This window comes from Pseudomonas sp. VI4.1 (assembly GCF_002029345.1).
In the GTDB taxonomy this organism is placed as follows: domain Bacteria; phylum Pseudomonadota; class Gammaproteobacteria; order Pseudomonadales; family Pseudomonadaceae; genus Aquipseudomonas.
Genome location: NZ_MULM01000093.1, coordinates 1 through 22,791, shown reverse-complemented (window position 1 = coordinate 22,791; position 22,791 = coordinate 1). Strand labels below are relative to the sequence as shown.

17 protein-coding genes, 1 rRNA gene and 2 pseudogenes are annotated in these 22,791 nt (G+C 62.7%); 3 read left to right on the top strand and 17 right to left on the bottom strand.

Annotated features, from left to right (window positions below):
• Positions 1-108 precede the first annotated feature (108 nt).
• The 9 genes and pseudogenes from recR to BZ163_RS04310 form a co-directional block, all read right to left on the bottom strand.
• Positions 109-711, bottom strand: coding sequence for a recombination mediator RecR (recR, locus tag BZ163_RS04350; protein ID WP_128869915.1), 603 nt, complete (start codon positions 709-711; stop codon positions 109-111).
• An 88-nt stretch (positions 712-799) separates the two neighbouring features.
• Positions 800-1,837: an NADP-dependent oxidoreductase gene (locus BZ163_RS04345; protein WP_128869914.1), complete on the bottom strand. Its 1,038-nt coding sequence runs from the start codon at positions 1,835-1,837 to the stop codon at positions 800-802.
• A 162-nt stretch (positions 1,838-1,999) separates the two neighbouring features.
• On the bottom strand, positions 2,000-3,289 hold the full coding sequence (locus BZ163_RS04340) for an FAD-dependent monooxygenase (protein WP_128869913.1): 1,290 nt from the start codon (positions 3,287-3,289) through the stop codon (positions 2,000-2,002).
• The gene (locus BZ163_RS04335; RefSeq protein WP_128869912.1) at positions 3,286-3,963 is read right to left on the bottom strand and encodes a S8 family serine peptidase; all 678 of its coding nucleotides are present in this window, start codon (positions 3,961-3,963) and stop codon (positions 3,286-3,288) included. Before BZ163_RS04335 ends, BZ163_RS04340 begins: the two co-directional genes overlap by 4 nt.
• Positions 3,953-5,671 (bottom strand): annotated as a pseudogene (locus tag BZ163_RS04330) (ABC transporter ATP-binding protein). Before BZ163_RS04330 ends, BZ163_RS04335 begins: the two are co-directional and overlap by 11 nt.
• On the bottom strand, positions 5,671-7,575 hold the full coding sequence (locus tag BZ163_RS04325; RefSeq protein WP_128869911.1) for a sigma-54-dependent Fis family transcriptional regulator: 1,905 nt from the start codon (positions 7,573-7,575) through the stop codon (positions 5,671-5,673). Before BZ163_RS04325 ends, BZ163_RS04330 begins: the two are co-directional and overlap by 1 nt.
• Before the next feature lie 247 nt (positions 7,576-7,822).
• Positions 7,823-8,848: a histone deacetylase family protein gene (locus tag BZ163_RS04320; protein WP_128869910.1), complete on the bottom strand. Its 1,026-nt coding sequence runs from the start codon at positions 8,846-8,848 to the stop codon at positions 7,823-7,825.
• A 151-nt stretch (positions 8,849-8,999) separates the two neighbouring features.
• A complete protein-coding gene (locus tag BZ163_RS04315; RefSeq protein ID WP_128869909.1) occupies positions 9,000-10,229 on the bottom strand; it encodes a Zn-dependent hydrolase in 1,230 nt (409 codons plus the stop codon).
• A 159-nt stretch (positions 10,230-10,388) separates the two neighbouring features.
• Complete coding sequence (locus tag BZ163_RS04310) at positions 10,389-11,699, bottom strand: MFS transporter (protein ID WP_128869908.1); 1,311 nt, start codon at positions 11,697-11,699, stop codon at positions 10,389-10,391.
• Positions 11,700-11,859: 160 nt separating this feature from the next.
• Between BZ163_RS04310 and BZ163_RS04305 the strand changes: the two genes are divergently transcribed.
• Positions 11,860-12,792, top strand: a complete 933-nt coding sequence (locus BZ163_RS04305) for a LysR family transcriptional regulator (RefSeq protein ID WP_128869907.1) — start codon at positions 11,860-11,862, stop codon at positions 12,790-12,792.
• Here the strand turns inward: BZ163_RS04305 and BZ163_RS04300 are convergent.
• From BZ163_RS04300 to BZ163_RS04275, 6 genes and pseudogenes are all read right to left on the bottom strand, one after another.
• Positions 12,789-13,400: an RraA family protein gene (locus BZ163_RS04300; protein ID WP_128869906.1), complete on the bottom strand. Its 612-nt coding sequence runs from the start codon at positions 13,398-13,400 to the stop codon at positions 12,789-12,791. The two genes, BZ163_RS04305 and BZ163_RS04300, sit on opposite strands and share 4 nt — an antisense overlap.
• Positions 13,393-13,785, bottom strand: coding sequence for a RidA family protein (locus BZ163_RS04295; protein WP_128869905.1), 393 nt, complete (start codon positions 13,783-13,785; stop codon positions 13,393-13,395). Before BZ163_RS04295 ends, BZ163_RS04300 begins: the two co-directional genes overlap by 8 nt.
• Positions 13,786-13,803: 18 nt before the next feature.
• Complete coding sequence (locus BZ163_RS04290) at positions 13,804-15,183, bottom strand: MFS transporter (protein WP_128869904.1); 1,380 nt, start codon at positions 15,181-15,183, stop codon at positions 13,804-13,806.
• Positions 15,184-15,306: 123 nt separating this feature from the next.
• Positions 15,307-16,235 (bottom strand): annotated as a pseudogene (locus BZ163_RS04285) (2-hydroxyacid dehydrogenase).
• Positions 16,232-16,987 carry a class II aldolase/adducin family protein gene (locus tag BZ163_RS04280; protein ID WP_128869903.1) on the bottom strand — a complete coding sequence of 252 codons (756 nt, stop codon included), beginning with the start codon at positions 16,985-16,987 and terminating at the stop codon, positions 16,232-16,234. Before BZ163_RS04280 ends, BZ163_RS04285 begins: the two are co-directional and overlap by 4 nt.
• Positions 16,984-18,285 carry an MFS transporter gene (locus tag BZ163_RS04275; protein ID WP_128869902.1) on the bottom strand — a complete coding sequence of 434 codons (1,302 nt, stop codon included), beginning with the start codon at positions 18,283-18,285 and terminating at the stop codon, positions 16,984-16,986. Before BZ163_RS04275 ends, BZ163_RS04280 begins: the two co-directional genes overlap by 4 nt.
• Before the next feature lie 157 nt (positions 18,286-18,442).
• Here BZ163_RS04275 and BZ163_RS04270 point away from each other — a divergent pair, with 157 nt between their 5' ends.
• Complete coding sequence (locus tag BZ163_RS04270) at positions 18,443-19,399, top strand: LysR family transcriptional regulator (protein WP_128869901.1); 957 nt, start codon at positions 18,443-18,445, stop codon at positions 19,397-19,399.
• A gap of 12 nt (positions 19,400-19,411) precedes the next feature.
• Here the strand turns inward: BZ163_RS04270 and mrdA are convergent, their stop codons facing one another.
• Positions 19,412-21,304, bottom strand: coding sequence for a penicillin-binding protein 2 (mrdA, locus tag BZ163_RS04265; RefSeq protein WP_128869900.1), 1,893 nt, complete (start codon positions 21,302-21,304; stop codon positions 19,412-19,414).
• Positions 21,305-21,564: 260 nt separating this feature from the next.
• Between mrdA and BZ163_RS04260 the strand changes: the two genes are divergently transcribed.
• Positions 21,565-22,488, top strand: a complete 924-nt coding sequence (locus tag BZ163_RS04260) for a TIGR03571 family LLM class oxidoreductase (protein ID WP_128869899.1) — start codon at positions 21,565-21,567, stop codon at positions 22,486-22,488.
• Between the two features lie 185 nt (positions 22,489-22,673).
• Here the strand turns inward: BZ163_RS04260 and rrf are convergent.
• Positions 22,674-22,789: ribosomal RNA gene (gene rrf, locus BZ163_RS04255) — 5S ribosomal RNA — on the bottom strand.
• Positions 22,790-22,791: the final 2 nt, after the last annotated feature.

Sequence of the window (22,791 nt, the reverse complement as noted above, 5' to 3'; positions counted from 1 at the left end):
CAAGCCAGCTCCTACAGGGATCAAAGGTGTTCACAGATTTTGCGTACACCCAATGGGCCCCTGTAGGAGCTGGCTTGCCAGCGAAGGCGTCAGCCCCGACACCACAGATTACAAAGCGATCGGCTTGCGCCCCGCAAACGAATGCGCCAACGTCCCGCCATCGACCAGTTCCAGCTCGCCCCCCAACGGCACGCCATGGGCGATGCGCGAGGCGATCAGGCCTTTATTGCTCAGCAACTGGGCGATGTAGTGCGCCGTGGCTTCACCTTCCACCGTCGGGTTGGTGGCGAGGATGACCTCAGTGAACGTGCCCGCTTCTTCAATCCGCGCCAGCAGTTGCGGAATGCCGATGGCGTCCGGGCCCAAGCCGTCGAGCGGCGACAGGTGGCCCTTGAGCACGAAGTAGCGCCCACGAAAGCCCGCCTGCTCCACCGCATAGACATCCATCGGCCCTTCCACCACGCAGAGCAAGGTGTCGTCGCGACGGGTATCGGCGCATTGCGGGCACAGATCGTCTTCGGTCAGCGTGCGGCACAGCCGGCAGTGGCCCACGCCATCCATGGCCTGGTTCAGCGCCAGGGCCAGGCGCGAGCCACCGCTGCGATCACGCTCGAGCAGCTGCAACGCCATGCGTTGGGCAGTTTTCTGACCGACACCGGGCAAAATCCGCAGGGCATCGATCAGTTGGCGAATCAGAGGGCTGAAGCTCATGGGGAAAAGTCCGACAAAACAACGAGACGCGGTTTATACCCGCGCCTCCCCTTGAGCGTCAAATGGCAGCGTCAAATGGCAGGGCCAATTACTCGGCCTGCGCGACCCGAACCACCAGTTTGCCGAAGTTGCGTCCTTCCAGCAGGCCGATGAACGCCTCGGGCGCATTTTCCAGGCCATCGACCACATCCTCGCGGAACTTCACCTTGCCATCGCGCACCCACGGCGCCATGGCGCTGATGAACTCCGGCTGACGGTCGCCGTAGTCGTCGAACACGATGAAGCCCTGGATCCGCACCCGCTTGGTCAGCACGGTGCGCTGCAGTTGCGGCAATTGATCCGGCCCGGTCGGTGCCTCGTGAGCGTTGTACGAAGCGATCAGGCCACAGAGCGGAATCCGCGCCTTGGGGTTGAGCAGCGGCAGCACCGCATCGAACACCTTGCCGCCGACGTTCTCGTAATAGATGTCGATGCCGTCAGGGCAAGCCTGAGCCAACTCATCGGCGAAGCGGGCGCTCTTGTGATCGATGCAGGCATCGAAGCCCAGTTCCTCGACCACGTAACGGCACTTTTTCTCACCACCGGCCACGCCGACCACCCGCAGGCCTTTGAGCTTCGCCACCTGGCCGACCACCGACCCCACCGCACCGGACGCGGCCGCGACCACCAGGGTTTCGCCGGCCTTGGGCTGGCCGATGTCCATCAGCCCCATGTAGGCGGTCATGCCCGGCATACCGAGGACGCCCAGCGCCATCGACGGGCTCGGCAGCCCGGACGGCACCGGAATGATGTTGCGACCGTCGCTGAGGCTGTGGCTCTGCCAGCCGGTGGCGCCGACCACCAGGTCACCTTCGTGGAATTTCGGATTCAGCGAGCGCTCGACCCGGCTGACCGCCCCACCGGTCATCACTTCGCCGATTTCAACGGGTGCGGCGTAGGACGGCGCGTCACTCATGCGTCCGCGCATGTAGGGGTCCAGCGACAGATAAAGGGTCTTGAGCAGCACCTGACCGTCGGCCAGCTCCGGCAGCGCTTGCCTTTCCAGGCGGAAATTCTCCGGCGTCGGCGCGCCTGTCGGACGGGATGCCAGGACGATACGTTGGTTGAGGGTCAATGCTTCGGGCATGTGAGCGTCTCCTTGTATGAAGAATTCGGTGGTATAGGGAGCAGACCGTGGTGGCGGTGGCGCGTTCGATGTTTGTGCCGTATACGGAGTGTTCATCGTTGATCGTTTATCGTGGACAGGCAATCCGCGACATGGCGATTCCAGTGCACATGCAAGGCTCGGTCAGGGTTTGAAGCCCTGGGCCAGCAACCAACTGCGAACCACCCGCCCCTGTTCCACCGTCAACCCCGCCAACGCCTGCTCCGCCGGTTCGGTACGCAACCGCCGCACCAACGGCGCCAACTCGATCCCTTGCACATGCCAGATACCCAATGGCTGATCGGCCGTGATCACCACCTCGACCTCGTCGACAAAGCCCTCCCTGAGCACCGGCGCGCGCTCGACTCTCAGCGCTTGAAAATCCGCCTCGGCATGCGCGACCACGGCATCCGGCCACTGTCGCCGCGCCTGCCAGAACGGTTGCCCGGACCAACGCTGCTCATCGGCATAAAAATCGCGGCCGATCCGTGCAAATCGCCAAAACAACTGCTCCACCCGCTGCTGATGAAAGCGCTGGGCCAGCGCCGCTCGCTCGGGTTTACGCAACAATGTGTTGATCACCGTCGGGGCCTGCAGCGCCGAAGACAGCGACTGGAAAATCCCGTTGCCCGACAACGGATCCACCGCCATTGCCGCATCGCCGACCCGAATCCAGTGAGCGCCACAGACCTGTGGACTGAGAATGGCCGTGCTGCTGCGGGCATGCAGCTGCAGATCGTCCTCAGGCCCGGCCGCAAAAAAACCCCTTGCCAATGCCGAACCCTGGCGCCGCAGACGACAGTAGTCGAGCAATTGCGCCTTGCCGGGCAATTCGGCGCTGGCCACGTCGACCGTCCATTGCCAGTAGCACTGACCGTCCGCCCGCCGCGCCATCCAGGCCCAGCCATCCTCAAGACTTTCCACGGCGCTGGCGGTGGTGCCCGGCGTGCCTTGCCAGCGATTGAGCAGGCTGACCGTCTCCGGCCCGCGCAGGCCTTTGCCCAGCGCTGGCGCCTGACGCCCTCGCGCCTCCACCAGAAAGTCCGCGATCAGTGCCGGACGCCCTTCGAGCTCGATCCGATGTCCCGCCGCCGACGAGTGAACCGTCAACACCCGCGCTTCGATCAACTCGACGCCCGCCAGGCGCAGGTCCTCGCGCAGGCCCCGATCAAAGCGCGGGCGATCCACCAGGTATTCGATGTTTTGCGCATGCTGCTGGCCGTTCCACGCCACCTGCCGCTGGGAAGGCAACGTCGCATCCGCCAGCGCCTGGTTCAGCCCCGCGCCACGCAACGCCTCGAGCACCCGCACGGAAACGCCTTCCAGCGCGGCAAAGCGCCGCCACTCACTGACCAGTGTTACTGGATAACCGAGCCGCCGCAGCCCCAGCGCGACCGCCGCACCTGCTGGCCCGGCGCCAAGAATCAAAATCATCGCCCGAAGCGCCGTTCAGGGCCGCGATAACGGGCATGTTCTTGCAACCATTCGATGACCTGTGGGTTGCTCGCTTCGGGATGCGCCACCAGGAAACCGGCAATGTGCCCGCTCAAGGCCGCACACCCCAGGCTGGCGCCGGACTGCCCCGGATACGTCCCATGCACACAGGCCGCAAAATCCGCCTGGGCGCTGTTGAGCCACGACCATTCCTGTTCGGCGCACCGCGCATCGCCGGTGACCCGCAGCACCTGTGGATAATTCGCCGGGAACACACCTTCGCCCTGGGCCGGACTGGATGCACACAGCAGGATGCCCCGCGCCACTGCCGCGGCGCAGGCTTCGCGCAACAGGCTGCGATCCTGACGCAGGCCCAGGCTCAGGTTGATCAGGCGCACGTCCTGCGCCACCAGCCAGTCGATGGCCGTGGCGATCTGCAAGGCGCTGGTGACACCCCGTTGGTCGAACACCTGGCCCACGCAAAATACCGCCGCCGGCGCCCGGCGACCGATGGCTTCGATCACGGCGCTGCCGTGGCCGAGCGGATCATCGCGCAGATCGCTTTGCGCCAATCCGTCCTCCAGCAACGAAAAGCGTCGCCCGGCGACCACCTGCACCCGCTGCGCCGCCGAGTGCCCACTGTCCACCACGCCAATGCGCAATTCAGGCTTCATGCGGCACCGTTTTCGAGGTCAGCACGCCGTCGAGCAATTCAAAGCGCAGATCGGCATCGGCCAGGGTCGAGGGGCGATGGCTGATCAGGATGCGCGTACGTCCGGCAAACAACCGGTCGATGGCCTCGATCACTTCGCGCTCGGTGGCTTCGTCCACCGCCGAGGTGGCCTCGTCCAGCACCAGGATCAGTGGGTCCTGCAACAACGCCCGGGCAATGGCGATGCGTTGTTTTTGCCCGCCGGACAATTGTTGGCCGCGCTCGCCCAATGGACTGTCGAGGCCTTCTGGCAATGACGCGATCAGGCTGTCGAGCTGCGCCAGCCGCGCCACTTCGGCGATCGCTTCGCGGCTGGCATCCGGTACGGCGTAGGCCAGGTTGTCGGCGAGGCTGCCACGGAACAGCACGATGTCCTGACTGACCACGGCAATTCGCCGCCGCAACTGGAACAGGTCCAGCTCCCGCAAGTCGACCTCGCCCAGCAATACTCGACCGGACTGCGGATCGTGATGCCGTTGCAGCAGGTCGATCAGGGTTGACTTACCGACCCCGGAGCCACCGCTCAGGGCGACTTTCAAGCCATAGGGGATACGCGCCTCGATGCCGCGCAAGGTTGTCGGGCGACCCGGATGGCTGAAGTGCACGTCGTCGAAACGCAGCTCGCCGGAGCTCGGCATCGGCCGCGGCGTAACTGGTGTGAGTACGGTCGGCTCTTCGCCGCGCAGCTCCATGACCCGCCCCAGGCTGACGGTCATCCGTTGAATCGCGACATACAGGCCCAGCAGGCTCTGAACAGGCCCCACTGCCATGCCCAGGTAGGTGGAAAACGCGATCAGCGCACCCAGTTGCCAAGTCCCCTGCACCACCCAGTAGCCGCCAATCAAAAACGCACAGGCCCGCGACAACGAAGTCAGGGTGCCCGGCACCGCCTGAGTGAAAAATTCGGTCACTTGCAGGCGCAGCAACTGGCTCATGTAGCCCTGCCCCAAGGTTTCCAGGCGTCGCGCCTCACGCTGCTGCTGGCCAGCGGCCTGGATGAATTTCATCACCGGCAAGGTCTCGACCATGAACGATGACATGTCCGCCGAGCGCTCGCGCAACTGCCGCACATCGCGTTCGACCTTGCGCCGCATCCAGCGCAGCCAGAGCACGTCAAGGGGGATCAGCACCAGTGCCAGCAACGAGAGTTTCCAGGACAAGGTCACCAGCATCGCCACCGCGACCACCAGGCCGATCACGCTCGACACCGCCGAAAACAGCGAGTCCACGGCAAAACGCTGGATCTCCGCGACGTCGCCATCGAGGCGCGACATCAGGTCACCGATGCGCCGCTGGCCGTAGAAGTTCGGCGACAGGGTTTGCAAATGCCGATAAAGGTCATCGCGCAGGGCAAACAGAATCCGCCCGGACAGCCGCGTGTGCAGGTAACGATTGATGCCCGACAGCAGCGTGCCGAGCAACCCGGCCACGATCATCAGCCCGGCGATCAGCACCAGCATGGAAAAGTCGCGCGCCAACAGGCCGCGGCGATCAGCAGCTTGGTCAGCCAGGGTTGCACCAGCACCAGCGCCGAGGCACAGGCCGACAAGCCGAGCAGCCCGGCAATCGCCAGCCGATGGGGGGCGCACAAAGCTGTAGAGCCAGCGCAGCGCCGCTTGCAGGGCTGCGGGATTCTGGCTGTGGATCAGCCGAACGAGCAAGCGCTGCATCACGAGCGCAACTGTTTGAGCTTGCGATACAGGGTCGCGCGGCTGATGCCCAGGGCGTCGGCGGCAGCCGAGACGTTACCCTGATGAGTGTCCAGGGATTGGCGAATCAGCTCCAGTTCGTTCTCGCGAATGCTCCCCGACTGGGGGCGCTCGGTGGCGCTCAACTCGTCGAGCATGCTGTCGGGCAAGTGATCGAGGGTGAGCACTGTATCGCCCGGTTCACGCATGGCCAGCGCGGTGCGCAGGACCATCTCCAGCTGGCGGATGTTGCCCGGCCAGTGATAGCCGCCGAGCAAGCGGTTCAGGTCGTCATGCAGGAGCATCGTCGGCGCGTCGAGCCTGGCCAGCAAGCGCGCGACCAGAGCGCTGAAATCGTCGCGTTCGCGCAGGGCCGGGAGCATCACGCTGATGCCGTTGACCCGGTAGAACAGGTCTTCGCGAAAGTGCTTTTCTTCCACCAGGCGCTTGAGGTCGCGGTGGGTGGCGCAGATCAGTGCGACGTCGATGTCTTGTTCTTCGCCAGCCCCCAGCGGGGCGACTTTGCGATCCTGCAGCACGCGCAACAGACGTGCTTGCAACGCCAGGGGCATGTCGCCGATTTCGTCGAGGAACAAGGTGCCGCCGTGGGCCTGTTGCAGACGTCCGATCATGCCGCCACGCCGGGAGCCGGTAAACGCGCCTTCACGATAGCCGAACAGTTCCGACTCGATCAGGCCTTCGGGGATCGCCGCGCAGTTCACCGCCACGAAGGGTTTATCGCAGCGGGAGCCGGCCATGTGCAAGGCACGGGCAATGACTTCCTTGCCGGTACCGGTTTCGCCCAGCAGCAACACCGGCAATTCATTGGCCAGGCCTTGGCGGGCCATGCGCAAGGCCCGGGCATAACGGACGTTGCTGCCGGCCAGGGATTCGAGGTCCGGTTGCGGTTTGGCAGTCTTGGCGGTGGTGCGCGGTGGTGTACTGACGTTGATCGAGCGCTGCGGCGCACGCAAGGTCTTGTAGAAGAATTCGCCTTTGGCGGTCTGCAGACTGCCGACTCCGCCCTGTTGCAGGCGCGAGAGCAGTTGCAGGCCGTCGACCCCGAGAAACTCTTCGCAGCGGCGGCCGACCAGCGCCGAACGTTCCGCATGCAGCAACTGGCAGGCCTGGGCACTGACCGCGAGGATTTGCCCGCCGAGGCTCACCGCCAGCAGGCCTTGCCAAGGAGATTCGAGGTATTGCCGCCGGCTGTGGAACGCCAGGACGATTTCGTCCGGATAGCTGGCGTTGAACACCCGGCTTTCGATCTGGCTGACGGCCATGGCCAGCAGCGCGGTGCTGTCATGGACCCGGCCCAGCGGGCCTTCGCGGGTCAGGTCGAGCACGCCGAGGATGTCGCCCCGGGGGCAATGGATCGGCACCGAGGTGCAGGAGAAATCACTCAGGCGATCGAGGTAATGTTCGCCGCAATCGATCAACGTCGGCCGGGCTTCCACCAGCGCGGTGCCCAGGGCATTGGTGCCGCGAACGGCTTCGCTCCAGCAGGCGCCGAGGGTGATGTCTTGCAGGCCGCTGCCCTTGAGGCGATCGGCGCGTCCTTCGACGGCCAGGATGGTGGCGTCGGAATTGGCGAGGATGATCAGCCCTTCCTTGCCCTGGCGTTCGGCCAGGTAATCGATCGCCGGCAATGCCGCATCGATCAGCAGGCGGTTGCTTGCCAACAGGACGTCGAGACTCGCGCTCGATTCCAGCGCCAGTTCGTGCTTGGCATTGAAATGCACGCCATGGCTGAGGCTGCGTCGCCACGAGGCATCGATTTCCGCCCGCAACACGCCATCCGGGACTTCGCCCTCGAGATGGAGTTTTTCCCGGGCCAGCCGGGCTTCGCGGTGCGGCTTGGGTGGAGTTGTTTTTATCAGCGTCATCAAGCGCTCCGGATCGGTCCGCTTTGCGCTTATTCAAGTTCAGCGCCCTGGCGCAATCTTTACGTTAACGTCAGGGCGATGGCAAGTGCCTTCCAGCACTTGTGTTTCAACTGTATGACCGCGTTATCGTTCTTCGCTGGCAAGCCAGCGCCTACAGGTGCAATGGTGACCACGCATCTCGCGTTCACCCCGGTCCACTGTAGGAGCTGACTTGCCAGCGAAAGCGACCTCCCAGGCGCCAATAAACTCAGATCGTCCACACCTCCGGCCCCACAAAAAACGCCCGCGCATTGTCCTCAAGACTCTCCAGGTGATACCCCCCCTCCTGCACAATCAGACAAGGCAACCCCAGGCTGCGAATCCGCTCCCCCAGCCGCGCAAACCCGTCCCGGGTCACCGCCACCTTGCTCTGCGGATCCAGCTCGAAAATATCGAACCCCAGGGACAGCACCAGCACCTCGGCGCCGAAGTCCTTCACCGCCGCCAACGCCACCTCCAGTTGCTCGAGGAAGTGCGCCTCACTCGCGCCATGGGCCATCGGCAGGTTCAGGTTGCACCCCTCGCCCTTGCCACTGCCACGCTCATCGGCAAACCCGGCCACCCCCGGATAGAAGTTGGTCGGATCGCCATGCACCGAGACATACAGCACATCATCGCGGTCGTAGAAGATCTCCTGGATCCCCTGCCCGTGGTGCATGTCGGTGTCGAGCACCGCGACCCGCGCAAAACCGCCGCGCAACACCTGCGCCGCGACCGCCGCGTTATTCACATAGCAAAACCCGCCTGCCGCTTCGGCCCGGGCATGATGACCCGGCGGACGGCACAAGGCGTACGCGGCAGGTTCGCCGTCGAGCAATGCATGGGCGCCGGCGACAGCGCTCTGTGCCGACCAATAGGCCGAACGCCAGGTCTGCTCGCCCACCGGACAACTGCCGTCCGCCAGGTAACGCGCGGCCTGGGCGAGAACCCCGCGCAAAGCGTTGGGCTCGCGCACGAAGATGTTCGACATCACCTCATCGCCCCAGTCCTCGGGGATTTCCTTCCAGCGCCGATGGGCTTCCTGCAGGAACGCCAGGTAGGGCGCGCCGTGGACCGCCAGCAGCGGATCGAGCCCGGCATCGGCCGGTTGCTCGACCGTAAAACCCAGGGAGCGCGAGGCCTGCACCAGGCGCTGAGCGCGCTCGGGCACTTCCTGCGGCGTGCGCATCTGCCCACGGGAGTAGTAGCTGCGTGGATGATGAAGCAATTGTTCGGGATGGAAAAAACTGCGCATGGGGTCGATACCTGTCAGCTAACTGAATCTTGAAATCGGGAGCGTTCAACTGTGGGAGCGGGCTTGCTCGCGATGAGGTCAGCACATTCAACATTGATGGCGGCTGAACCACCACTATCGCGAGCAAGCTCGCTCCCACATGAATTGCGTTTTACTCGACTTTTCCGGCACGGCTCACGACAGCATTGAGCAACACGTCAGTGCCCTGGCGCACGTCTTCGGGCAGCACGTCTTCCGCTTCGTTGTGGCTCAAGCCGCCGACACACGGGATGAACACCATGGCCGTCGGGCAGAACCGCGCCAGGTGAATCGCGTCATGCCCGGCGCCACTGACAATCGATTGCTGAGCGTAGCCCAGCGCATCCACCGCCTGCTGCACCGCCGCCACGCAATCGGCGTCGAAAGGGGTCGCCGGGCTGATCCAGTGGGGCGTGATCGTCAGATTCAGTGCGCGACTGTCGGCAATCGCCTGCAGGCGCGCACGCACCTGCTGCTCCATGGCCTCGATGGCTTCGTCGCGGTGATGACGCAGGTCGACGGTGAAATTCACCAGCCCCGGAATGGTGTTGCGCGACGACTTGTTGATGCTCAACTCACCGACCGTGGTCAGCCCCTCGGGGGCGAAATCACCGGCCAGCCCTTCGATCGCCTGGATCATCCGCGCCACGCCGTACAAGGCGTCCTTGCGCAGCGGCATAGGCGTCGTTCCGGCATGGGCGGCCATGCCTTCGACCCGCACGTCGAGCCAGCGAATCGCCTGGCCGCCGCTGACCACACCGATGCTCTTGGCGTTGTCTTCGAGGATCGGCCCTTGTTCGATGTGCGCTTCAAAGTAGGCGTCCACCACGCCACCCAGCGCGCGTTCGCCGGCGTAACCGGTGCGCTTCAACTCGTCGTCGACGCTAATGCCGTTCACGTCGCGTACCGCCAGCGCGGCCTCCAGCGGCATGATCCCGGTGAACACTGCCGAGCCGAACATCGCAGGGGTGAAGCGTGCGCCTTCTTCGTTGGTCCACACCGCCACTTCCAGCGGCTTGCGGGTCTGGATCCCCAGGTCGTTGAGGCAACGCACCACTTCCAATCCTGCGAGTACGCCATAGACGCCATCGAAACGGCCACCTTCGGGCTGGGTGTCGAGGTGACTGCCCATCATCACCGGTGCGGCGTCCGGGTCGGTGCCGGCGCGGCGGGCGAACAGGTTGCCGATGGCGTCCACGCTCAGGGTCATGCCGGCTTCGCGGCACCAGTGGGAAAACAGTTCGCGGCCGGCCTTGTCTTCATCGCTCAAGGCCAGGCGGCAGCTGCCGCCACGGGCGGTCGCGCCGATTTCGGCCATGGCCATCAGACTCGCCCACAGGCGTTCGCCATTAATCTTCAACATAAGTCAGTCACTCCACGAAAATTCAGTTGGAAATGGTGATTTCTTTGTAGGAGCCGGCTTGCAGGCGAAGGCGTCTTCATGGGCGGTGCAAGGCTCGAGGTCACCTTCGCTGGCAAGCCAGCTCCTACAGGGGGTTCGGTTGTTCGTGAATGATCGGCGTCAGGCGTTGGCCAATTCGAGGCGTTCAGCACTGGCATGGCGACGGGCAAGGGCCAGGACACAGATCAGCGAAGTTGCGGCGATCAGGCTGTAGAACACCGCCATCGGCCACCACTGGCCGGCGAATTTATGCGCCAGCATCGTGCCGATCAGCGGCGTCAGGCCGCCGGCCAGGGCACCGCAAATCTGATAGGCCAGGGAGATCGCGGTGTAGCGCACCCGCGTCTCGAACATGCCGCTGACGTAGCCGGCGATCACCGCGTAGAACGAGGCCATGCACACCACCGCCAAGGCGATACCGAGGATGATCAGCGGCGCCTGGGCCGAGCTGACCAGCACGAACATCGGGTAAGGCGAAGCGATGGCCAGCAACGACACCAGGCACAGGAATCGCGTAGCGCCCATTTTTTCGGCGACCCAGGCCGCCAGCGGTTGAATGCAGAACTGGATGATCGCCACCACGAACAGGCACTCGAGGATCAGCGAGCGCGGCAACTCAAGCTGTTGGGTGGTGTAGGCAATCATGAAGGTGTTGGTGAAATACACCCCGGCGATGCCCAGGGTGTTGGCGCCGATGCACAGCAGCAGCGGACGCCACGCGGTGCGCAGGACCTCCATGACCGGCGCCTGTTCCTTGCGCGTGCTGTTGCGCGCCTGTTCGCGGCTGGCGAGGAACTCCGGCGATTCATTCACGCCCAGGCGAATCGCCAGGCCCACCAGCAGCAACAACGAACTGGCGAGGAACGGCAGACGCCAGCCCCAACTCATCAGGTCTTCTTCCGGCAGCCGGGTGACCGCGCTGAAAGCCAGCAGCGACAGGATCAAACCTGCCGGGCTACCCAGTTGGGCGAAGGAGGCGAAGAAGTTGCGGCGACCTTTCGGTGCATGCTCGCCAGCCATCAACACCGCCCCGCCCCACTCGCCACCGACGGCGATGCCCTGGACGATTCGCAGCAGGATCAGCAACACCGGCGCCGCCGCGCCAATTTGCGCGTAGGTCGGCAGCAAGCCGATGCACACCGTGACCACGCCCATCATCAGCAAGGTGATGATCAGCGATTTCTTGCGGCCGATGCGGTCGCCGATATGGCCGAAGATAATCCCGCCCAACGGTCGCGCAAAGAAGCCGACGGCGAAGGTGCCAAACGCAGCCATGGTGCTGAACAGCTTGTCATCGGAGGGGAAGAACAGCGCGCCGAATACCAGCGCGGCGGCGGTGGCGTAGATGTAGAAGTCGTACCACTCGATCATGGTGCCGATAAAGGCGGCGGCTGCCGCACGGCGCGGCTGAGGAGAAGCTTGGGGCTTCATGGGTCGATCTCCTTTGGTTATTTTTTTGGCAGGAGTGAAACTTCAAAATAAAGGCGCTCTGACGGCGCCTGTCTGGAGATGATTTATCGTCCCGGGGCTATAATTAGTCAATTTTCTATTTATTATGCCAAGTATTACTACAGCTTATAATCGAGACCCCATGGCCGAACGTGATGTACAACGCCTGCTCAATGACCGCCTGGACTGGAATCTGCTGCGCACCTTTCGGGTGATCGGCCAGGAGCTGAGCATCAGCCGTGCCGCCGCCCGTCTGCACCTGACTCAGCCGGCAGTGAGCCAGGCGCTGAAGCGCCTGGAAGAGCAACTGGGCCGACAACTGATCGCCCGTCGCGGGCCACGGTTTGCCCTGACCGAAGTTGGCGAGCAGATCTTCGAACTGGCCGGGGAAATCTATGGCCAGATGTCCCAGGTCAGCAGCGTGCTGGAGCAGCCGGCCGACGAAGTGATCGGCAAGGTGCGCCTGTTGATCATCAGCCGGATCTTCTCCGAGCGCTTCGATGACTTCCTCGCGGACTTCCACCGCCAGCACCCGCGAGTGGATCTGGAAGTCGACGTGATGCGCAGTTCCGACATCGTCAGCGCCCTGCAGGAAAAGACCGCGACCCTGGGCCTGAGCCTCAATCGCCGCCCGCAACCGCGCCTGGAACAACGGCTGTTCCTGCGTCAGCGCTATGCGTTTTTCTGCGGCAAGCACCATGCAATGTTCGGCCGGCAGAACGTGGTCGAAGGCGATTTGCAGCGGGAGAATTTCGTCAGTTTCACCAGCGACCAGATCGGCGGCATGCTCTCGCCGCTGACGATTTTCCGTGATCAGCAGGGTTTCAGCGGACGGATCGTCGCCTCGTCACAGAGCCTGGAAGAGGTCCGGCGACTGGTGATCGCCGGGTTCGGGATTGGCTGCCTGCCCGAGCACGTGGTGGCGGCGGACGTCGAAGCCGGATTGCTCTGGCGCCTGCCGCCCCGTGAAGGGATTGCCGATGTGGACATTCATCTGCTGTGGAACCGCGAGCAGCGCATGAGCCGGGCCGAGACGATCTTTCTCGAGAGCCTGCAACGCTGCCTGACGACTTAGACCCGCAACACCTGCGACACCGGTTCACCGGCGTGCAAACGCGCCAACAGGCGCGGTTCGGCCTGATCGGACGCCAACGCCTGTTCGATGACGCCGGCCGCCGTTGGCCAGTCGAGAAACAGCACGCCGTTGTCGTCCGCCAGCACCAGGTCCCCGGGATGCACCGTGACGCCGGCACACTCGATCGGCTGATTGATCTGGCTGTCGCCGCGGCCATGCAGCTTGGTGGTCAGCAGGCTGGTGCCGCGCGCGAAAACGGGCAACCCGCCTTCTCTCAGCTCCAACAGGTCGGTCACTGCGCCGTCGACCACTATGCCCACGGCCCCGGCGCAGCTCGCCGCGCAACTGGTGACGGCGCCGACCGGGGCGTGTCGCCAGTCGCCGCCGGTGTCGATCACCAGCACGTCACCGGGCTGGATCAACGCCAGGGCCTGGTTGACGGCGATGGCATCGGCCCCCACCAGCTTCAGGGTCAGGGCGCGACCGACCACTTTCACATTGGGCACCATGGCCCGCAGTTGCGAGTCGGCAAAGCCCTCCTCGAGGAAATGCCCGAGGGTCGGAAAGCTCACCGCCTTGAGCTGTTCGATCAGCTGCGATTCATCCATGTTGCGGCTCCTTGACAATCAATTCGGCGACACAATCGATTTCCAGCGACACGCCCCACAGCGCCACGCAAACGGTGGTGCGTGCCGGCGGCGCATGGCCGAGGAATTCGCGGTACACCGCGTTGAACGGCTCCAGTTGTGCCGGATCGGTGAGGTAGGCATTGACCTTGATCACGTGGCTGAAGTCGGACCCGGCTTCAATCAGGATCGCCTGCAGATTGTGCAAGGTTTGCCGCACCTGTTCGGTGAATTCGGCGGGCTGGTCATCGAGCCCGCTCTGGGCCGGAATCTGTCCGGCGGTGAACACCAGATGGCCGCTGACCACCGCCTGGGAGTAAGGGCCGACCGGGCCGATGAAGCCCGGGGCTGACTGGATTCTGCGCATGTCGTTGTACTCCATTGATCAGGCGGCGGCCGATTTGACGGACTTGCCGAAGGCTGGCTCATCGACGGGAACCGCCGCCGGGATTTCACTGATGTCTCGCTTGAAGGTTTCGGTCAGCAGCAACAGCGCCACCAACGAAATGAAGGCTGCGCCGATCATGTACCAGGCCACCGAAGAGCCTTTGCCGGTTGCCGCCAGCAAGGCGGTCGTGACGATCGGTGTCGCCGCACTGCCGAGCAGCCCCGACAACATGTAGCTGATCGACAACCCGGAATAGCGCACCCGCGTGCCGAACAACTCCGCGAGGAAAGTCGCAATCGGTCCGTAGTTGGCGGCAAAGGCGGTCATCAACAACAGGTAACCGAAGATCACCAGCGAAAGCTCTTTGGTGTCCATCAACCAGAACAGCGGGAACGCCACCAGGGCTTCGGCCACGATGCCGGCGACGATGATCGGCTTGCGCCCGTAACGGTCCGATAGCGCGCCGAACACCGGCAGCATGACGATGCACCAGGCACAGGACAGCAGCACCACGCCGAGCATCACGCTGCGACTGAAGCCCAGGTTCTGCGTGCCGTACGTCAGACCGAAGGCGACGATGATGTTGAACGATGCCCCGGTGGACATGGTGGCGATCCCGCCCAGCACCACTTGTTTCCAATACTTGCGAAACACTTCCGCCAGCGGCATTTTCACCTGCACCTCGGCTTCCTTAACCTTGTTGAAGGCCGGGGTTTCAGCGATGTTCAAGCGGATGTACAAGCCCACGGCAATCAGCAGCACGCTGCCCAGGAACGGGATACGCCAGCCCCAGGCCAACAGGTCTTCAGGGGACAGCCAGGCCGCAATCAACAGGAAGGCCAGGTTGGCGATCATGGTCCCGGCCGGGACGCCGATCTGCACCCACGAGCCGTACAAGCCGCGTTTGTTGGCTGGCGCATGCTCCACCGCCATCAACACCGCACCGCCCCACTCGCCGCCCAGCGCCAGGCCTTGAATGACCCTCAGCAGCAACAACAGGATCGGCGCCCAGATACCAATCGCCGCATAGTTCGGCAATAGCCCGATGGCGAACGTCGCGGCGCCCATGGTCAACAGCGACACCAACAACATCGACTTGCGACCCAGACGGTCACCGAAATGCCCGAACAATGCCGCACCGACAATCCGCGCCAGATACGCCGAAGCAAACGTACCGAACGCCAGTAAGGTACCGATCAACGGATCGAAGTCCGGAAAGAACACCTTGTTGAATACCAGCGCCGACGCCGTGGCAAACACGAACAGGTCGTACCATTCGACCGTGGTGCCGATTACACTGGCGACGGCCACTTTTCGCATGCTGGTTGCAACTACCGGAGGTGCGCCGGACTTTTCTACAGGCGATAGATCGCTCATCACTGACTCCAGGAGTTCATAAAGAACTCGTTATTTAATTGTTTTGACTGGCAGTTAAATGTTTGTAGTGAGGACTGTTGTTATAGTTCGCCCAATTAAATGGGCGAGCAAGGCACTTTCTTTTTAATAACCCAATGTTCGGTCGGCGCAATTCAATAGCGCTTCACCGGTGTTGAGACGGCGAAAGTTCTCCGCTACTTGTTCGGCAATACAATCATGGGAAGCGGCCGACGCCATGTGTGGCGTGAGGGTGACGCCGGGCATCGTCCAGAGGCGATGATCGACCGGCAGCGGTTCCTGTTCGAAAACATCCAGCAGCGCGCCGCGCAGTTGTCCTCGTTCGAGTGCATGTTCCAGGTCGTCGATGTTCAGGTGCCCGCCCCGACCGCAATTGACCAGTGCGGCGCCGTTGGCGAGTCGCTCGAATGTGGTTTTGCCGAGAATGCCGCGGGTTTCACTGGTCAGCGGCAGCAGGTTGATCAGCAGCTCCAAGCCATCGAGAAACGGGTTGAGTCGTTCCTGGCCGGCGAAGGTCTGCACGCCTGGCAAGTCCTTGCTGCGGCGCGCCCAGCCACGAACGTCGTAACCGGCCGCAGCCAGATCCTGGACAATGGCGCTGCCCAGCGACCCGAGGCCCATCACCCCGACCTTGAACTGCCCCGCAGCCCGCTGCAGCGGCCGCTCCCAGTGCTGTTGCCGTTGCTGCAACAGCACTTGATCGAAACCGCGGTGATAGTGGATCACGGCCCAGCGCACGTACTCGGTCATGCCCTGGCGGTGGCCGGGATCGACCACCCGGCACACCGGCAAGTCCGGGCACGACGGTCGTGATCGAAGTGATCGATGCCGGCCGCCACCGAGTGAATCACTTGCAGGTTCGGTAACGCGCCGAGGCTGCCCGGCAAGGGAAACCAGCACGCGGCGATCTGTGCATGCCTGGCCCGCGGATCATCCGCCAGCACAGTGGTGAGCTGCGGCGCACTGCGGGCAAACGCGGCTTGCAGTTGCTTGAGCAGCAGAGTGTCGCGGGACAGCAGAACCACGGTGTTCATGATAGATAGGACTCGCGCTGGGATTCGATCAGGGTCAAAGCGGCCTCCCAGGCCAGGTCGATGATGTTGTCCTGCTCATCACGGTCAAACTGTTCGGCGGTGTGCGCGCAGACTTCGGGCGACGGGTAATGCAACGCCGATCCACCGGCCAGCGCCGCTACCTGTGCCTGACAGGCGCGCTCCAGAAAATGGATTTCCTGGAACGCTTGAGCCACGCCGGACCCACCGACCAGCAACCCGTGATTGCGCAGGATCATCGCCCGGTGCGGCCCCAGGTCGGCAATCAGGCGCTCGCGCTCATCCAGCGACAACGCGATGCCTTCGTAGGTGTGGTACGCCAGCTTGCCGTAGAACTTCAACGCGTGTTGGCTGATCGGCAACAGCCCCTGCTTCTGCGCGGCGACGGCCATGCCGGCGGCCGTGTGAGTATGGATCACACAGTTGAGATCCGGGCGGGCCATGTGGATCGCCGAGTGAATGACGAAGCCGGCGGCGTTGACCCGGTGACCTTCATAATACGGGTCGACCACTCGCCCGTCCTGGTCGATGCGCACCAGGTCCGAGGCGCGCATGCGGTCGAAAATCACCCCGTAGCGGTTGATCAGGAAATGATGCTCAGGCCCCGGAATGCGCAGGGTGATATGGGTGTCGATCAGGTCGGTCATGCGAAAGTGCGCGACCAGGCGATACAGCGCCGCCAGTTCGCAACGGGCCTTCCATTCAACCGGGCCGATGTGTTCAGGTTTGCTCACGAATACACCTCTTTGGCAGCGTGGGTGACGACCGGGTTGGCGCGCAGGCGAGCCAGGCCGCAAACACCGATCAGGGACAGGGCCGAGAGCAGGCTGAAGAACACCGCCAGCGGCAACCATTGTCCGGAAAACTTGCTCGCCAGCAGCGTGCCGATCAGCGGCGTGGTGCCGCCGGCCAGGGCGCAGCTGAGCTGGTAAGCGATGGAAATGCCCGAGTAGCGCAGGTGCACCGGGAACGCCTGGGTCATGTAGCCGGCGATCACCGCGTACAGCGCCGACAGAATCACCACCGCCAGGGCGATGCCGAGGGTCATCAACAGAATATTTTGCGTCCCGACCAGCAGGAACATCGGGTACGGCGTGACCATGCACAGCAGTGCGACGAGTTTGAGGAAGCGGCCTTCGCCGATGCGCTCGGCGAGCAGCGCGGAGAGCGGTTGCGACAGCAGTTGAATGACGGTCACCAGGAACAGGCAATCGAGAATCGTCGACCGGGCGATGCCCTGGTACTGGGTGACATAGGTGATCATGAAGGTGTTGGTGAAGAAGAACCCGGCCGAGCCGATGGTCACGGCGGCGGCAGCAAACAGGATCTGGCGCCAGCAGGTGCGGATCACGTCCTTCACCGGGTACTGGGCGGTCTCGTTGTTCTCCTTCGCCTTGGCGAATTCCGGCGACTCGTGAACCCCGGAACGGATCATCAGACCCACCATCATCAGCACACCGCTGGCGAGAAACGGCAGGCGCCAGCCCCAGGCGAGGAAGTCTTCCGGCTCCAGTGAGGTCACCAGACGAAAGGCGATCAAGGCCAGCAACAAGCCGGCCGGACTGCCGAGCTGGGCAAAGGACGCATAGAAGGTTTTACGCTTGGCCGGTGCGTGTTCGCTGGCCATCAGCACCGCCCCGCCCCACTCGCCACCGACGGAAATGCCCTGGATCAGGCGCAGCACGATCAGGCCGATCGGAGCCCAGATGCCGACACTGGCGTAGCTGGGCAACAGGCCGATGCCAGCGGTCGCCAGCCCCATCAGGGCCATGGTCACCAGCAACATCTTCTTGCGGCCCAGGCGATCGCCCAAATGGCCGAAGACCATGCCGGCCATGGGCCGGGCGATGAAGCCGACGGCGAAACTGCCAAAGGCCGCAAGCGTGCTCATCACCGGGTCGCTGCTGGGAAAGAACACCTGCCCGAGCACCAGCGCGGCCGCGGTGGCGTAAATGTAGAAATCGTAGAACTCGATGGTCGTGCCAATGAAGGCGGCGGCCGCGGCTCGACGCGGTTGGGGGGTAGTGTGCATGCAAGGACCCTGTGTATTTATAGTTTTGGGCAGGTACTGAAGGCTGGTTTACGGTTGCACTCTGTGGCGCTTGTGAGCTTTATCGCTTTCGTGCCAGGATTAGTCAATTTTCATATTCTTATCTTTACTATTAGCACTGCTACTACATGGAATCTTTATGTCCTCCACCAACCCGTGGGTCGGCCGTCGTTTTCTCAATGACCGCCTCGACTGGAACCTGTTGCGCACCTACCTGGTGATCGGCCAGGAAGGCAGCATGAGCCGGGCCGCCGCGCGATTGCATATCACCCAGTCAGCCGTCAGCCAGGCGTTGAAACGGTTGGAAGAACAGTTGGAATGTGTGTTGATTGCACGCAGTGGGCGGCGGTTCGATCTGACGGAAACCGGGGAAGAAGTCCTGCGCATTGCGGCGGATATCTACGGGGATATTTCACGACTGGGCACCGTGGTGGAGAGTCGCCACGACGATCTGGTGGGCAAGATTCGCATCCTCACCGTCAGTGGCGTGCAGGCACGGCACTACGATGACTTCCTCGCCGATTTCCACGACACCCATCCGAAAATCGAGTTTGAAGTCGAGGTGATGGGCAGCTCGAACATCATTAGTTCACTGCTGCAAAAGACCGCGACCATCGGCGTTGGCCTGTGCCGTTTACCGCAACCGCGGCTGGAGCAGCGAGTGCTGTTTCGGGAGACCTATGCGTACTTCTGCGGCCAGCGTCATCGACTGTTCGGACAAGAGAACCTGACCCTGGAACAACTTGCGGCGGAGAATTTCGTGAGCTTCACCAGCGATCAGCTCGGCGGCAATCTGTCGCCGCTGACATTGTTTCGCGACCAGCAAGGGTTCACCGGCAAGATCGTTGCTTCATCGACGAGTTTCGAGGAGATTTACCGCTTGATCTGCGCTGGCTTCGGCATCGGCTGTCTGCCGACCCATTTGGTGCGGCGGGATGTCGAACAAGGTTTGCTCTGGCGTTTGCCGCCGGAAGACGGGGTGGTGGATTTCGATATCCAGCTGTTGTGGAATCGCGAGCAGAAGATGAGCCAGGCCGAAACCGTGTTCCTCGAGAGCTTCCAGCACCGGCTCAGCATTCGTGAGCCTGTGCTGTAAAGCCTCGATCAGTCAGACGTGCGGGTCGCCTGGCTTTTTGCTCGGCGTGGCGTATTGCGGCTTCAGGTGACCGTCCTGATCGAGCAGCCAGGCGTCCATGATCTGCCGCACCACCGGACCGGCGACACGCCCGCCGGCCTCGCCGTTTTCGATCATCACCGAGATGACGATCTTTGGATGCTCGGCCGGCGCGAAGCCGACGAACAAGGCGTTATCGCGGTTACGCTCCAGGGTTTTCGCGCGGTTGTAGCGCTCGCCCTGCTTGATCGCCACCACCTGCGCGGTCCCGCTCTTGCCAGCGATGCGGTATTGCGCCCCCGCCGCTGACGCCCGGGCAATCCCGCGCGCGTCGTGCATCACCATCTGCATGCCGTGGTTGACCTGTTCCCAGTCACGGGGGTCCTTGAGCAGGATGTTCGGCATCGGATGCTCATCCACCGGCGCGGTGCCATCCACCGTCATGGCCAGGTGCGGTCGGTTCCAGACCCCCTTGTTGGCGATCAACGCAGTGGCCTGGGCCAGTTGCAGTGGCGTGACCTGCATGTAGCCCTGGCCGATGCCGAGGATCACCGTCTCGCCGGGAAACCACGGCTGGCGGCGCGTGGCGCGCTTCCAGGCCTGGGACGGCATCAGCCCGGCAGACTCTTCGAACATGTCCAGCGAGACCTTCTCGCCGAGGCCGAACATGGCCATGTAGTCGTGCAGGCGGTCGATGCCCAGCTTGTGCGCCAGGTCGTAGAAGTAGGTGTCGTTGGAGCGCATGATCGCCGCGTCCATGTCCACCCAGCCATCGCCGCTGTGATTCCAGTTGCGGTATTTGTGATCGAAGTCCGGCAACTGGTAATAACCCGGGTCGTAGACGCGGGTCTGCGGGGTGACCACGCCGGCGTCGAGGCCGGCAATCGCCACTTCCGGCTTGATGGTCGAGCCGGGGGCATAGAGGCCGCGCAGCACGCGGTTGAACAACGGCCGGTCGATGGAATCGTGCAGCGCCGCGTATTCCTTGAAGCTGATGCCCGTCACGAACAGGTTCGGGTCGAAGCTGGGCTTGCTGACCATGGCCAACACTTCGCCGGTCGACGGATCGAGCGCGACCACCGAACCGCGACGATCACCCAACGCCTCCTCGGCGGCTTCCTGAAGTTTTACATCCAGGCTCAGGACGATGTTTTTGCCGGGAATCGGATCGGTGTGCTTGAGCACGCGCAGCACCCGGCCCTGGGCGTTGGTTTCGACTTCTTCGTAACCGACGTGGCCGTGCAATTGCGACTCGTAGAATTTCTCGATGCCGGTCTTGCCGATGGATTGGGTGCCACGGTATTCCACCGAGTCCAGGACCTTGGATTCTTTCTCGTTGATTCGGCCGACGTAGCCGATCGAATGGGCGAAGTGCGCGCCCATCGGGTAGTGGCGAACGAACTGCGGCTCGACGTCGATCCCTGGCAGACGGAACTCGTTCACGGCCAGTACCGCGATCTGTTCTTCATTGAGTTCGTAGAACAACGTGACGGGTACGAACGGATGGCGCGCCTGCTTCATGGCCTTGTCGAACAGCGTGCGGCTTTCGGCGGGCAAATGCAGAAGGTTGACCACCTGATCCAGCTCTTCCTTGATATCGGCGGCGCGTTCGCGAGTGATGGTCAGGTTGAAGCTGGGGCGGTTGTCTGCCAGGACCACGCCGTTACGGTCGTAAATCAACCCTCTGGTGGGGGTGATCGGCAATACGTGCACGCGGTTGTTTTCGGAGATCGTCGAATGGTAGTCGAATTCGAGTACCTGCAGGACGTACAGGCGTACGACCAAGACGCAAGAAATGGCGGCGACGAACATAGCGCAGGCCATCAGTCGTTTGTTGACCAGGCGCGTCTCTTGTTCGTGGTCTTTGATCGGTATCGGTCCGGGCATTTGTGCAGCAGCTCATTGACTTTAAAAAGGGGCCCCGTCCTCAGGCTTGAAATCAGTCCGTTAAAAAACGAGCTGCACCATACCAAAAACCGCGCGGTCACTTTAGTGCGATTTGCTCCAAGGGCGGTCCTTGAGGGGCCGTTTGCGGTTCACTCGTGCCTTTCACTCAAGACTGATATTCCGATTCATGCATTTTTCTTGCTGTAGCGCCTGTAGATACTGGGTGCATGTCATTCCCTTTGTGCTATCTGGAGTCTTTCATGCACCCACGTTTTAAACGATTACTCGGCTCGAATGGATTTTCCATCGGACTGGAGTTGCCGCTGGACAATGATTGGTCCAGCGATGGGCAGCGACTGCGGATCGCCGAGGACAGGCCGTTTGGCGTTCCCGATCTGAAGCAGCACGCAGCCATGGCACGCCTGGCTGACCAGTCGGGTTTCCGCGCCCTGTGGGTACGTGACGTGCCGGTTTACGACCCCCACTTCGGCGATGCCGCACAGGTATTCGAAACCTTTTCCTACCTGGGCTACCTGGCGGGCATCACCGATAACATCATGCTGGGCACGGCGGCGGTGGTGCTGCCACTGCGTCAGCCCTGGCTCACGCTCAAGTCCGCCAACAGCGTCGATGAATTGAGTGACGGGCGCTTGCTGCTGGGAGTGGCCAGCGGTGACCGGCCGATGGAATATCCGTTGTTCGGGGTGGACTATGAACAGCGGGGGGAGATCTTTCGCGAGACGGTCGAGTTGTTGCGCAGTCAAGGCGAAGGCCGATTGCCTGAAGGTGCCCGGTTGTTTCCCGAACGGGACCAGCCGGTGCCGTTGCTGGTAGCCGGTCTCGGTCAACAATCCCCGGCCTGGATTGGCCAACACATGGATGGTTGGCTTGCTTACCCTGGCACGCCGGACGAACATCGTCGTCGAGTAGGGCTGTGGCGGGAAGTCGGCGCTGACAAGCCCTACATCAGCTTCGTGCACATGGATCTGGCGGCCAACCCCCATGCGCCGATGCGCCGTGTGCGTTTCGGTGGCTGCTGTGGGCGGCTGGCCCTGATTGATGAGCTTCAGGCTTTGCGTGAGGCGGGGGTGCAGCATGTTGGCTTGCATGTGCGTCGCAGCGAACGACCGGTGGCCGAAGTTATCGAGGAGATCGCCGAGTACGTGCTGCCGAAGTTTCACTGATGCGAAGGCGACGTGCGTAGGAGCGAGCTTGCTCGCGAAAAACTTCAGGACACCGCGGGGTGTCAGGAGGCCAGCGTCATCGTTGGCGACCTTCGCGAGCAAGCTCGCTCCTACAGGATTTCGCTTTATTCCAGGCAAAAACAAAACCCCTACCTGCATGCGCAGATAAGGGTTTCGGAATTTAATCTTGACGATGACCTACTCTCACATGGGGAAACCCCACACTACCATCGGCGATGCATCGTTTCACTGCTGAGTTCGGGATGGGATCAGGTGGTTCCAATGCTCTATGGTCGTCAAGAA

What these genes read in the sequence shown, in the direction of transcription:
- BZ163_RS04305 (WP_128869907.1), top strand. Translation starts at nt 11,860, where the DNA reads ATGGCCGAACGTGATGTACAACGCCTGCTCAATGACCGCCTGGACTGG.
- BZ163_RS04275 (WP_128869902.1), bottom strand. Translation starts at nt 18,285, where the DNA reads ATGCACACTACCCCCCAACCGCGTCGAGCCGCGGCCGCCGCCTTCATT.
- mrdA (WP_128869900.1), bottom strand. Translation starts at nt 21,304, where the DNA reads ATGCCCGGACCGATACCGATCAAAGACCACGAACAAGAGACGCGCCTG.
- BZ163_RS04345 (WP_128869914.1), bottom strand. Translation starts at nt 1,837, where the DNA reads ATGCCCGAAGCATTGACCCTCAACCAACGTATCGTCCTGGCATCCCGT.
- BZ163_RS04290 (WP_128869904.1), bottom strand. Translation starts at nt 15,183, where the DNA reads ATGAGCGATCTATCGCCTGTAGAAAAGTCCGGCGCACCTCCGGTAGTT.
- BZ163_RS04340 (WP_128869913.1), bottom strand. Translation starts at nt 3,289, where the DNA reads ATGATTTTGATTCTTGGCGCCGGGCCAGCAGGTGCGGCGGTCGCGCTG.
- BZ163_RS04325 (WP_128869911.1), bottom strand. Translation starts at nt 7,575, where the DNA reads ATGACGCTGATAAAAACAACTCCACCCAAGCCGCACCGCGAAGCCCGG.
- BZ163_RS04315 (WP_128869909.1), bottom strand. Translation starts at nt 10,229, where the DNA reads ATGTTGAAGATTAATGGCGAACGCCTGTGGGCGAGTCTGATGGCCATG.
- recR (WP_128869915.1), bottom strand. Translation starts at nt 711, where the DNA reads ATGAGCTTCAGCCCTCTGATTCGCCAACTGATCGATGCCCTGCGGATT.
- BZ163_RS04335 (WP_128869912.1), bottom strand. Translation starts at nt 3,963, where the DNA reads ATGAAGCCTGAATTGCGCATTGGCGTGGTGGACAGTGGGCACTCGGCG.
- BZ163_RS04320 (WP_128869910.1), bottom strand. Translation starts at nt 8,848, where the DNA reads ATGCGCAGTTTTTTCCATCCCGAACAATTGCTTCATCATCCACGCAGC.
- BZ163_RS04270 (WP_128869901.1), top strand. Translation starts at nt 18,443, where the DNA reads ATGTCCTCCACCAACCCGTGGGTCGGCCGTCGTTTTCTCAATGACCGC.
- BZ163_RS04300 (WP_128869906.1), bottom strand. Translation starts at nt 13,400, where the DNA reads ATGGATGAATCGCAGCTGATCGAACAGCTCAAGGCGGTGAGCTTTCCG.
- BZ163_RS04310 (WP_128869908.1), bottom strand. Translation starts at nt 11,699, where the DNA reads ATGAAGCCCCAAGCTTCTCCTCAGCCGCGCCGTGCGGCAGCCGCCGCC.
- BZ163_RS04295 (WP_128869905.1), bottom strand. Translation starts at nt 13,785, where the DNA reads ATGCGCAGAATCCAGTCAGCCCCGGGCTTCATCGGCCCGGTCGGCCCT.
- BZ163_RS04260 (WP_128869899.1), top strand. Translation starts at nt 21,565, where the DNA reads ATGCACCCACGTTTTAAACGATTACTCGGCTCGAATGGATTTTCCATC.